Origin of the sequence: Muricoccus radiodurans, assembly GCF_050154705.1 — a bacterium.
GTDB classification, from domain to species: domain Bacteria; phylum Pseudomonadota; class Alphaproteobacteria; order Acetobacterales; family Acetobacteraceae; genus Roseomonas; species Roseomonas radiodurans.
In genome coordinates, this window is record NZ_CP189561.1 from 490,001 (window position 1) to 502,070 (window position 12,070).

At 69.5% G+C, this 12,070-nt stretch carries 6 protein-coding genes, 1 tRNA gene and 2 rRNA genes (1 of these 9 only partly in view); 6 read left to right on the forward strand and 3 right to left on the reverse strand.

Annotation, left to right across the window (positions count from 1 at the left end; translation table 11 throughout):
* From ACP6CK_RS02460 to ACP6CK_RS02480, 5 genes are all read left to right on the forward strand, one after another.
* Window positions 1-2,532, forward strand: a 23S ribosomal RNA gene (locus ACP6CK_RS02460); it begins 205 nt to the left of the window's first position.
* Between the two features lie 151 nt (window positions 2,533-2,683).
* A 5S ribosomal RNA gene (gene rrf, locus ACP6CK_RS02465) occupies window positions 2,684-2,798 on the forward strand.
* Between the two features lie 36 nt (window positions 2,799-2,834).
* Window positions 2,835-2,911 (forward strand) — tRNA-Met (locus ACP6CK_RS02470).
* A gap of 103 nt (window positions 2,912-3,014) precedes the next feature.
* Window positions 3,015-3,479, forward strand: a complete 465-nt coding sequence (locus ACP6CK_RS02475) for a GlcG/HbpS family heme-binding protein (protein ID WP_426957188.1) — start codon at window positions 3,015-3,017, stop codon at window positions 3,477-3,479.
* Between the two features lie 10 nt (window positions 3,480-3,489).
* The gene (locus ACP6CK_RS02480; RefSeq protein ID WP_426957189.1) at window positions 3,490-4,872 is read left to right on the forward strand and encodes a dipeptidase; all 1,383 of its coding nucleotides are present in this window, start codon (window positions 3,490-3,492) and stop codon (window positions 4,870-4,872) included.
* 60 nt (window positions 4,873-4,932) lie between these two features.
* Here the strand turns inward: ACP6CK_RS02480 and ACP6CK_RS02485 are convergent, their stop codons facing one another.
* The 3 genes from ACP6CK_RS02485 to ACP6CK_RS02495 all read right to left on the reverse strand — a co-directional run bounded on the left by ACP6CK_RS02485 (window position 4,933) and on the right by ACP6CK_RS02495 (window position 10,886).
* The gene (locus ACP6CK_RS02485) at window positions 4,933-5,133 is read right to left on the reverse strand and encodes a hypothetical protein (protein WP_426957190.1); all 201 of its coding nucleotides are present in this window, start codon (window positions 5,131-5,133) and stop codon (window positions 4,933-4,935) included.
* Between the two features lie 99 nt (window positions 5,134-5,232).
* Window positions 5,233-8,982 (reverse strand): translocation/assembly module TamB domain-containing protein, encoded by a 3,750-nt coding sequence (locus ACP6CK_RS02490; RefSeq protein WP_426957191.1) that lies wholly within the window; start codon window positions 8,980-8,982, stop codon window positions 5,233-5,235.
* Entirely contained in the window at window positions 8,982-10,886 is a 1,905-nt protein-coding gene (locus tag ACP6CK_RS02495) for an autotransporter assembly complex protein TamA (protein ID WP_426957192.1), read from the reverse strand. The genes ACP6CK_RS02490 and ACP6CK_RS02495 overlap by 1 nt, the downstream gene beginning before the upstream one ends.
* A gap of 23 nt (window positions 10,887-10,909) precedes the next feature.
* On the opposite strand from ACP6CK_RS02495, the gene ACP6CK_RS02500 reads away from it, so the two are divergent.
* Entirely contained in the window at window positions 10,910-12,061 is a 1,152-nt protein-coding gene (locus tag ACP6CK_RS02500) for an amidohydrolase (protein ID WP_426957193.1), read from the forward strand.
* The last annotated feature ends 9 nt before the right edge of the window (window positions 12,062-12,070 follow it).

The following is a 12,070-nucleotide window of genomic DNA, read 5'->3' on the forward strand; positions in this document are numbered from 1 at the left end:
AGGAAAAGACATCAACAGAGATTCCCCGAGTAGTGGCGAGCGAAAGGGGAGCAGGCCAGTGGTTTTTGGTTGTTAAGCCGAACGGCCTGGAAAGGCCGGCCAGAGCGGGTGATAGCCCCGTAGGCGTATGGCGACCGGAGATCCTTGAGTAAGGCGGGGCACGTGAAACCCTGTCTGAACGTGGGGGGACCACCCTCCAAGCCTAAATACTCCTTGGCGACCGATAGTGCACAAGTACCGTGAGGGAAAGGTGAAAAGCACCCCGACGAGGGGAGTGAAAGAGACCTGAAACCGAGCGCTTACAAGCAGTCGGAGCCCGCAAGGGTGACGGCGTACCTTTTGTATAATGGGTCCGCGAGTTCGTGTTGGCAGCAAGCTTAAGCCGTGAGGCGGAGGCGCAGCGAAAGCGAGTCTGACAAGGGCGCTTGAGTTGCCGGCATGAGACCCGAAACCGAGTGATCTAGCCATGGCCAGGCTGAAGGTGGGGTAACACCCACTGGAGGGCCGAACCCACGCCTGTTGAAAAAGTCGGGGATGAGCTGTGGCTAGGGGTGAAAGGCCAATCAAACTCGGAAATAGCTGGTTCTCCGCGAAATCTATTGAGGTAGATCGTCAGGTGTTTACCGCCGGAGGTAGAGCACCGGAAGGGCTAGGGGGGCCCAAAGCCCTACCAAACCCTACCGAACTCCGAATGCCGGTGAGTATAGCCTGGCAGACAGACAGTGGGTGCTAAGGTCCATTGTCGAGAGGGAAACAGCCCAGACCACCAGCTAAGGCCCCTAATTCGTGGCTAAGTGGGAAAGCATGTGGGACGGCCAAAACAACCAGGAGGTTGGCTTAGAAGCAGCCATCCTTTAAAGAAAGCGTAATAGCTCACTGGTCTAATAGCTGTTCTGCGGCGAAAATGTAACGGGGCTCAAGCCACGAGCCGAAGCTGTGGGTGTGCAGCGATGCACGCGGTAGCGGAGCGTTCCCTAGGCCGTTGAAGGGAGACCCGTGAGGGCTCCTGGAGGTATGGGAAGTGCGAATGCGGACATGAGTAGCGACAAAGAGGGTGAGAACCCCTCTCGCCGAAAGTCCAAGGGTTCCTGCGCAAGGCCAATCCGCGCAGGGTGAGCCGGCCCCTAAGGCGAGGGCGAAAGCCGTAGCCGATGGAAACAGGGTGAATATTCCCTGGCCCCCCAGACGTGACGACCATGAAGCGCGGTCATCCCTTATCGGATTGGGATGGCAGGTGGAGTGGTCCGGGAAATAGCGCTGGGATTATGGACCGTACCCGAAACCGACACAGGTGGACTGGTTGAGTATACCGAGGCGCTTGAGAGAACCATGCTGAAGGAACTAGGCAAATTGCCCGCGTAACTTCGGGATAAGCGGGACCCCATGGCACGCAAGTGTTGTGGGGTGGCACAGACCAGGGGGTGGCGACTGTTTAGTAAAAACACAGGGCTCTGCGAAGTCGAGAGACGACGTATAGGGTCTGACGCCTGCCCGGTGCCGGAAGGTTAAAGGGAGAGGTGCAAGCCTTGAACTGAAGCCCCGGTAAACGGCGGCCGTAACTATAACGGTCCTAAGGTAGCGAAATTCCTTGTCGGGTAAGTTCCGACCTGCACGAATGGCGTAACGACCTCCCCACTGTCTCCAGCATGGGCTCAGCGAAATTGAATTCCCCGTGAAGATGCGGGGTACCCGTGGTCAGACGGAAAGACCCTATGAACCTTTACTGCAGCTTGGCAGTGGCGCCAGGAAGGGGCTGTGTAGGATAGGTGGGAGCCGATGAAGCCGGGGCGCTAGCCTTGGTGGAGGCAACCTTGAAATACCACCCTGCGCCTTTCTGGCGTCTAACCGCATCCCGTTAGCCGGGATCGGGACCCTGCCTGGTGGGCAGTTTGACTGGGGCGGTCGCCTCCCAAAGTGTAACGGAGGCGCGCGATGGTGGGCTCAGGCCGGTCGGACATCGGCTGTTGAGTGCAAAGGCACAAGCCCGCCTGACTGCGAGCGCGACAGCGCGAGCAGAGACGAAAGTCGGCCTTAGTGATCCGGTGGTCCCGCGTGGAAGGGCCATCGCTCAACGGATAAAAGGTACTCTAGGGATAACAGGCTGATCTCCCCCAAGAGTCCACATCGACGGGGAGGTTTGGCACCTCGATGTCGGCTCATCGCATCCCGGGGCTGGAGCAGGTCCCAAGGGTTCGGCTGTTCGCCGATTAAAGCGGTACGTGAGCTGGGTTTAGAACGTCGTGAGACAGTTCGGTCCCTATCTGCCATGGGTGTTGGAGACTTGAGAGGATCTTTCCCTAGTACGAGAGGACCGGGAAGGACGCACCTCTGGTGCACCGGTTGTGGCGCCAGCCGCATCGCCGGGTAGCCAAGTGCGGAACGGATAACCGCTGAAGGCATCTAAGCGGGAAACCAGCCTCAAGACGAGGTCTCCCCAAGGGCCGTGCAAGACCAGCACGTCGATAGGCCGCAGGTGGAAGTGTCGTAAGACATGCAGCCGAGCGGTCCTAATCGCCCGATCGAACTCCACTCTCTGCACCGCGCGATCTCGCAAGAGATCACCGCACGCAGCACCAACACGCACCTCTCACAGGACCGACGCCAAGGCCCGGTCCGCACACCAGATCATCCCTCTCCCCGCCCCCAGGGCAGAGAGAGACCATCAGATGTTCCGGACCGGTGGCCTGGTGCCTACAGCGAGGTTGCCACACCCGATCCCATCCCGAACTCGGCCGTGAAACCCCTCAGCGCCTATGGTACTGCGTCTCAAGACGCGGGAGAGTCGGTCGGCGCCAGGCCGCCCGTCCGGAACATCTGACCCCCCCACCACCTCACGCGGGGTGGAGCAGCCCGGTAGCTCGTCAGGCTCATAACCTGAAGGTCACAGGTTCAAATCCTGTCCCCGCATCCAGATCAGCCCTCTTGCCGCCTGGCAGGAGGGTTTTTTCGTGCCTTGCACGCGACGGCGCAGCGCCTAGAAACGCCGCACCGAACGCGCGGCAAGGAACGACGTCATGCCCCATCCCCCTATCGGCTTTCAGCACGGGCTGACGCTCGAGCAGGCGCACACCATCGCGCACACCGCCCTGCAGGAAGGGCGTAAGCTGTCGCTCGCACCCCTCACGGTCTTGGTGCTCGACGCGGCCGCTCAGCTCAAGGCCGCTCTGCGGGAAGATGGGTGCAGCCTCATGCGGCCGGCGATCGCGCACGGCAAGGCGTTCGGCGCGATGGGATTGGGCTTCGGGGGGCGGGAACTCGCGAAGCGGGCCCAGGCGATGCCCGGCTTCATGAACGCCTTCTCGGATCTCGCCGGAGGCGCAGCGGTCCCGGTACCCGGCGGCGTGCTCGTTCGCGACTCCTCCGGCATGATCCTCGGCGCCGTCGGCGTGTCTGGCGACGCCTCGGACAAGGACGAGCTCTGCGCGGTCGCGGGGATCCGCGCCGCGGGGCTCACGCCCGACACCGGCGACGATGCCTGAGGCGCTCACGATGATCGACAAAGTCCTCGAGTACATCGCCGCGAACGAGGCGACGATCCGCACCCGCTACTTCGATTTTCTTCGCATCCCGAGCGTCAGCGCCCAACCCGTCCATGCACCGGATTGTCGCCGCGCCGCCGAATGGCTGGTCGCGGAGCTCACCGAGATCGGCTTCGACGCCGCGGTGCGCGAGACGGCCGGACAGCCCGCCGTCGTCGCGAGCCACACTGGACCGACGGGCGCGCCGCACCTGCTCTTCTACGGGCACTATGATGTGCAGCCCGCCGAGCCCTTCGAGCTCTGGACCAGCCCTCCCTTCGAGCCAACCGTGGCGGAGGGCCCGAACGGCCAGCAGGTGATCGCGCGCGGTGCCGTGGACGACAAGGGACAGGTCCTGACCTGGCTGACAGCGCTACGGGCGTGGCATGCCGTCGCGGGCGGCCCGCCCGCCCGGGTCACCGTGCTGGTGGAAGGCGAGGAGGAGATCGGGAGCCCGAGCCTCGACGCCTTCCTGGAGAAGCACGCAGCGGAGCTGCGCGCCGCGCAGACGGTGATCGTCAGCGACACGAACATGTGGGACGCGAAGACCCCCGCGATCTCCACGCGGCTCCGCGGGATGGCCTATGCGCAGATCAACCTGCGCGCCGCCTCGCGCGACCTCCATTCCGGCCTGTATGGCGGGTCCGCCCGCAATCCGCTGAACCTTCTCGCGCGCATTCTGGCCGATCTTCACGACGATGACGGCCGCGTTCAGCTGCGTGGCTTCTATGACGCGGTGCCGGAACTCGATCCGGCTCAGGCCGAGGCCTGGAAGGCGCTGAATTTCGACGAGGCGGCGTTCCTGGCCGGCGTCGGCCTCTCGGTTCCGGCCGGGGAGCGCGGGCGGTCGCCGCTGGAGCGGAGCTGGGCGCGCCCGACGTGCGACGTGAACGGGATGTGGGGCGGCTATACCGGCCCCGGCTCGAAGACGGTCATCGCGGCGGAAGCGCACGCGAAGCTCTCCTTCCGCCTCGTCGGGCAGCAGGACCCGCAGGCCGTGCTCGCCTCGCTGAGGGAATTCGTGGAAGCTCGCCTGCCCGCCGATGTGAAAGCGGAGATCGAAGTGTTCGCCTCGGCGCCGCCCGTCACGGTGCCGGCGGACAGCCCCTGGGTCGCGGCCGCTCGACGCGCGCTCGAGGCCGAGTTCGGGAAGGAGGCGGTGCTGGTCGGTTCCGGCGGCTCAATCCCTGTGGTGGAGAGCTTCCGCCGTATTCTCGGCCTGGACAGCGTCCTGATGGGCTTCGGCCTCGACGATGACCGCGTGCACAGCCCGAACGAGAAATTCGACTGGGCCTGCCTGATGCACGGGGCGCGCAGCCACGCGCGGCTCCTGGCGGAACTCGGGGCGCGCTGAGCGCGTCCGCCATCTCCCGGTCCCCCGTCCGGCGATGCCGGACGGGGGACCGGCAAGGGCTTAGCGCCGCGGGGCCGTGGCCGCCGCGACGTCGGCACGCAACTCGATGATACGGGCCTTGATGCTCTCCCGAAGGCTAGGAGAGGCGTGCGGCTTCATGTCCTTCAGCGTCTGCTCCAGCTCGGCCAGCAGCCGGCGCTTCTCGTCCGTGTTGCGGCGAATCGGCTTATTGTCGCTGAACTGCCCGTCGAAGGCGCGCATGGCGCTTCTCCCCTCTCAGTCTCGTGCTCGGCCGATTCTACGCCCGGGGCTGCCAGGCCGGAAGGGCGGCGGAACGCTCGTCCGGCGGCGGAACGGCGGTCAGTACTCGTACTCGTAGGACAGGCCGACGCCCTGGCTGTCCGTGCCCGCATTCGATTCCAGCCGCAGCCGGGGCGTGAGCTCCACCTGCACGCCCACCCGGGGCGAGCCCGTCGAGGTGCCCGGGTCCACGTTCAGGTAGATGCCCTGGCCCAGATAGCCGCCGGCCTCCAGGCCGGGCGCCCCGTTGGCGCCAGTACCGATCCCCAGGCGGTCCAGGCCGAGGCTGCGGCTGATCCGGCCGACGAAGCCGGTGACCGGATCCTCCTGCCCGCCGGACACGGCGCCCGACAGGACGCGGGCCAGCTGTGCGATCTGGAAGGGGGAGAGATTGCTCGTCGCGCGGTTGAAGATCAGCCGTGCGAGAACCTCGTCCTGCGGCAGTTCGGGAGAGGAGGTGAACTCAATCTTCGGGTCCCGCGGCGTGCCGGAGACGATGACGTTGATCGTCGTGTTGGTGGCGCGGCTGGTCGCGAGCAGGTCGATGTCAGGCGAGAGGGCATCGCCGGTGAAGCGCAGCAGGCCCCGGCTGAAGGTCAGCCGGCGGTCCAGCACGGTCAGCGTCCCCCGGCGCAGCCGCAGGTCGCCGACCGCCTGTGGTTCCGAGACGGTGCCAGCGACACGGATCGCGCCGCCCAACTCCACATCCAGGCCACGACCACGGAGGTAGAAGCGGCTCGGCGCCTCGAAGGCGATATCGAGAGCGAGCGGCGGAGCGTCGGGACGCGGCGGCGGGGCATTGCGCGCCTGCCGCCCCGCGGTGCGCCGGGACTGGGCCGTGCCGGGCGCCGGGGGCGGAGCGCCGCGCCCGACCTCCCGCACCGTGCCGAGGTCGGCGACCCCGCCGGGAAGGCGCTCGGGGATGCCGATCGTCGCCGTCTCCGTCGCGATCCGCCCGGTTGCCCGCATCCCTGCGCCGAGCGAGCCCGAAAGCCGCAGGTCGGTCGAGAAGCTGCCCCGCAGAAGGTCGCTGGAGACGGGCTGCAGATCGCGGCCGGTGATCGTCAGGTCGATCGGCTGCGTGTCCGTGAAGGGGCGGGCCTCCCCTCTCACGGTTAGCGTCCCCGTGCCGGCGCGGGCCGTCAGGCTCTCCAGAACCACCCGGTCCATGTCGCCGCGGGCCGAAGCGGTGATCTCGCGCAGGGCGATGCCGTATTCCAGGTTCCGGAAGATGCCGCCGCTCAGCCGTGCGGTGCCGGACACGCGCGGCGCGGCGACGGTGCCCGTGGCCTGGGCGTTGATCGCGACCGTCCCCGCCACGCGGTTCGCGCCGCCGAGCAGGAAGGGGCCTGCGAGGACACCGAGATCCGTCGTGCCGCGCAGCGTCCCGCTGATCGGGCCGGCCCCGTCCGCCGGCAGCCGCGCCTCCAGGTTCAACGTCGCGCCGCTGCCCACGCGGAAGTCGGCGTCGACGCCCAACTGGTCCCCGCGCATCCGGGCGGTGGCGCGGAGGGTTCCTTCCGGCAAGCCACGGGCCCAGGGCGCGCCGGCGCGCAGGCCGGTCCCGCGGATCTCTCCCTCGATCGCGGGGCGCGCGACCGCCCCGGTCACGTGGACTTCGCCCGACAAGGTCCCGGAGAGAGGCGGATCCGGGACGAAGAGGTTCACAACCGATAGCGGCAGGGCGGAGAGACCGGCGCGCAGGTCGGCATTCGCCGGTCCCCATCGGCCAGCCACGCGCAGCGTTCCGCCGGGCCGGCCGGCGAAGTTGAGACCGGGCGTGGACACCCCGCCGTCGGCGCCCAGCACCACCGTGCCGGGGCCGGTCAGCCGCAGGCCGAGATTCTGGCGCACCACTTCCAGTGCGGCGATCTCCGCCCGCTTGTCCGGACCATCGAGCGCGACGCGGGCACGGGTGGTCAGGCGGCCGTCCAAGGCGCGCAGGTCGGCGCGCACGTCCAGCGCGGCGTCGGTGCCCTGCGCGGCGACGGTGCCGTTCACCACCGTCCCGGCCGCGCGGGCGTTGTTGGCGCTTAGGGTGACATCCACGCCCTGCCGCTCGCCCTGGGGCGCCAGCCGTCCCTCCAGGCGCACGGCGCCGGCCAGCGGAACACCAGCGAGCCCGGACAGGGGCGCCAGATCAGGCGCGTTCAGCCGCAGGTCCAGCGTGGCGCGGGTCGTCCCCGTGTTCACCTCGCCCCGCGCTTCCAGGCGCGCCGGGCCAAGGGTGGCGCGGAGCGTCTCCAGGCGGATCAGGGAGCCTTCGGCCGCGGCGCGCACCTCCGCCGACAGCCCGAGGCCCTGGAGACGGCCCGCCGCTGTAAGGCGCCCGGCGGGAACCGTGGCGCGCGGCAGTTCGGCATCCAGACGCAGCGCCTCCACCGTCCGGCCGTACGCGGTCAGGGCCGGCGTTTCGACGCTCAGCGCGACCGCGGGTTCGGCCGGTGCCCCAGTCACCCGCGCCCGCGCGGAGAGGCGACCTCGCACCGGCAGATCGGGCACGTCCTGGGCCGCCAGCTCGGCGGTGAGCGTCAGGTCGAGCGTGCCGGAATAGGCGCCCTCCGCATGCAGGGTGACGGCGCGGCCCTCCACATCCAGCGTATGGACGCGCGCGGTGTCGGCACGCAGCCGAATGCGGGGCGCGGGACCCAGCAAGGCCGGAGCAGGGGCCGGCAGCCGCGGCGAGCCGATCGTGGCATCGACCGTCAGTACTGGGGCGCTCGTCGGGCCGGCGACCGTTCCGCGCGCCTCCAGCCGCTCCCAACCCACCATCTCGGGCACGAGGCCGGCGAGGGCGGCTGATTCGGCGGAGGTGGCATTGAAGGTGAGGTCGAGCGCTTCGGCGATTCGGCCGCTCGCTTCCAGGGCGAGCGGTCCGGCCTCCAAGCGGGCGCGCTCGACGTGCGTCGCGCCGCCCGATGCAACGGTGCGGAGCGAGAAGCGGGCATCCGCCAGCGGCGCCGGAAGGAAGCCGCCCAGGGCGGTCTCGCCTTCTGCCTCGAGGCCCACGCCGCCACCGGCCGGAAGTCGCAGGGTCCCGCGGGCGCCGATCCGGGCCTTGCCGGTCATCTCCGCGTCCAGCGTGAAGGCGGCACCGCTGGCCGGACCGTCCAGCGAGAGGCGCAGGCGCGTGGCCTGCTCCGCATCCCCGAGAAGCCCGGCCGCGAGCCCGCCGCGCGGCTCGTCATAGCCCAGCGCGATGCGGACCCGGTCGCCCGGCGCGAGGGCGAGGTCCAGATCCAGCGCGCCGGGCGCGTCCTGGCGCCGCACCTTCAGGCCGAAGAAGGCGCCGTCCGCACCGAGGCGGCCGCCCCCTTCCGCCGCGAGCACGGCCGGGAAGCCGGCGACCGCCGCGCCGATCTCGATGCGCGGCAGAGCGATGGCCTCGGCCGCGACCTGGATCGGCAGTTGCGGGAGTTGCGGGAGAATCGGGCCGGGCTCCGCGGGGGCGGCCGTCGGGTCGGGATCGGGCAGGCGCTCCAGCAGGATGCGCCCCGCCGCGATGCGCGTCGCGCGCAACTCGCGGGCGGCAAGGCGCATCAGGTCGAGGTCGAGAGCGATGTCCTCGACGATCAGATAGGGGCCGCGCGCGTCGGAGAGGACGAGGCGCCCGATACGGGGCGAGGCGGGGAGCCCGCCGTGCAGGTTCTCGATGCGAACCCCGGGCACCATACCGTTGACGAGATCCGCGATGGCCTCCTGCCCCGGCCGGACGTTCAGCGCCAGCCATGCGCCGCCGAGCAAGAGCAGGGGCAGCACGATGACGAGCCCGAGGAGGGCCAGGAGCCCCCGGCGCAGCCAGCGCCCCATCAGAACGCCTGCCCGATGCCGACGTAGAGGCCGAAGGATGAGTTGCCGCGCTCCCGCACGAGCGGCACCGCGATGTCGGCACGGATGGGGCCGATCGCCGTGGCGTAGCGCACGCCGACGCCCGCGCCGACGCGGATCTGCTCGAAGCCAGGCGTCTCCGAGTCGCTCACGCTGCCCGCATCCACGAAGACCGCGATGCCATAGGGACCAGTGATGCGCTGGCGGAGTTCGACCGACGCCTCGACCAGGGAGGAGCCGCCGCGCGGGGTGCCGTCGCGCCGCCGCGGGCCGATCCGCTGGTAGTCGTAGCCGCGCACGGAGCCGCCGCCGCCGGCGTAGAAGCGGAGATGCGGCGGCACCTCGCTGCTTCCGGCCGCGAAGAGGGAACCGAGGCCGAGCCGCAACGCCAGCACCGTTCCCTTGTCGCCGGAAAAATCGAAATAGGCGCTTCCGTTCGCCCGTGTCCGCACGAAGGTCCCCGTCTCTCCGCCCAGCGCGATCGTCGGCGCCACGAGCAGGTTGGCCCGGAAGCCGCGCGTGGGATCGAGGAGCGAGTCCGTGCCGTCGTAGCGCAGCCCGAGCGGCAGGCTGATCAGGCGGTAGTCGGTGTCCTGGTCCAGCTCCTCCGTCCGGCCGATATCCACTGCGACCCCGGCGGTCGCCGTGAGTTGCGGCGTCAGCCGCCGCTCGAAGGTGAGGCCGGCGGTGACGGCGTCCCGGTCATAGGCGAGCAGGCGCTCCCGGAGGATCGCGATCTCCGCGATCATCGTCACGTTCAGCCCGCCGAACCAGGGCTTCCGCAGATTGGCCGCGAGGCGGTAGCCCGCCCCGTCGCCGCTGCGGGACTCGGTGGATCGAGTGACCTCGCCCTCGATGCGCAGGCGCTCCGCCGCGCCGAACAAGTTGCGGTGCTCCCAGTAGGCGCGGACGGTCGGGCCGTTGCGTGTCTCGTAGGCGGCGGTGACCCCGAGGGCGCGGAAGGGCCGCTCCGCGACGAGGAAGGTGACGGGCAAGCGGCCATCCGGGTCGAGCCGCTCTCCCGTGCGCGTCCGCACCGTCCCGAAAACGCCCAGCGCGAGCACGTCGCGCCGAACGCGATCGAGGGTGCGGGGGTCGTAGCGCTCCCCCTCCAGGACACCGGCGGCGCGCGCGAGAAGGGCGGGGTCCACATTCTCGGACCCCTCCACCTCGGGCCGGCCGAACCGGGCCTGGGCACCGGGCTGAAGGTAATAGGTCACCTCCATGGTCCGGCTGTCGTGGTCCACCGTCACCTCGCGGCGGGGAACGGCGGCGAAGGGATAGCCGGACTCCCGCAGCCGGGTCAGGAGGGTCTCCTGGGCGTTGATGACCGCCTCGGCCCGGGCGGGGTCGCCGGGGTCGAGGCCCGTCACCTGCCCGGCACGGTCGATATTCGCCTCCGGCACGGCGGGGCGGAGGGAGACGGAGCCGATCCGGTACTGCGGCCCGGTCTCAGCGCTGATCACCACGGGCACGGGCTCCGTACCGCGGGCGGCGAGCCGGGCGGCCAGGCCCTGCGCGTCCGGAGCCTCCCCGGCGAGGGTGATCGTGGTGGTCCCGCTGTAATACCCCTCGGCGCGCAGCGCCGTCCGAAGGTTTCCCTGGTCCTGCAGGGCGCGGGCGACGAGGCCCTCGGCACTCGTCGGAACACTCGTCTGGAGCCGGCGGAGGACGGAGACGCCGTCCAGCGCCGTATTCAGCGCTGCGTCGCCCGTCGGGGTGACCGTGACGGCATAAGGGGTGACGGGGCCGTCCGAATCATCCGGCTGGGGTGGGGCGGCCGGACGCGGGTCTTCCGCGGCGGGCGGCGGCTGGCCGCTGCCGGGAACGGGAAGAAGGAGCAGAAGCACGGCCAGGAGCGCCACTCCGGGGTGGTTCACGGTCACCGGACGGGCTAACTCCTCATCCCATGGATCAAGACCTCGTCGAGACCCTCACGCGCTGGCGGCGGCACATCCACGCCAACCCTGATGTCACCAACCAAGAAGGGCCCACGGCGGCGTTCGTCTCTGAACGTTTGCGTGAACTGGGGGTCACCGAAGTCGAGACGGGGATCGGTGGCCATGGCGTGGTCGCCACCATCCGGCGCGGGGGCGGGAACCGCAGCGTCGGGCTGCGGGCCGACATGGACGCCCTGCCGATCCAGGAGGCCAGCCCGGATCTGGCGTGGAAGAGCACGCGGCCCGGCGTGATGCATGCCTGCGGCCATGACGGCCACACCACCGCGCTGCTTGGCGCGGCGGCGCTCCTGATGCAGGACAAGAACTGGTCCGGCACCGTGCATCTTGTGTTCCAGCCCGCGGAAGAGGGCGGCGGCGGCGCGAAGGCCATGGTCGCGGACGGGCTATTCAAGCGCTTCCCGATGGAGCGCATCTTCGGCTGGCACAACTGGCCCGGCCTGCCCGTCGGGACCATCGCCGTGCATGACGGGCCGGTCATGGCGGCCGGGCGCCGCTTCCAGATCATCATCGAGGGCCACGCGGGACATGCGGCCATCCCGCACCTCGCGCGCGATCCGATCGTGGCAGCGGGGCACGCCATCGTGGCGGTGCAGTCCATCGTGGCCCGCAGCCTCGATCCGCTGGATACCGGCGTCGTGTCCCTGACCAAGATCGAGGGCGGGGAGGCCTGGAACCAGATCGCCGCGGAGGTCGCCATCCGCGGCTCCATGCGCTTCCTGCGGGACGAGGTGGGCGCCCAGATCACCGAGGGTCTGGAGCGGATCGCGCGCGGCATCTCCGAATCCTTCGGCGTGAAGGCGCGGGCGGAGGTCCTGTCCGGCGTCGGCGTGACAGCGAACGAGCCCGCCTCCCGCGACCTTGCCGCCGAGGCGGCGGCCACCGTCGCGCCGCTGCGGCGGGACATGACCGCCGCGATGACCGGCGAGGATTTCTCCGTGTTCCTGGAGACCGTGCCCGGCGCCTTCGTCTGGATCGGCAACGGGCCCACCACTGGCGGGCGGGAACTGCACAACCCGAACTACGATTTCGACGACGCGGTGCTGCCCACCGCCAGCCGCTTCCTCGTCGAGGCGGCGAAGCGCTCCCTCTCCGCGGGGTAGGGGCGGGCG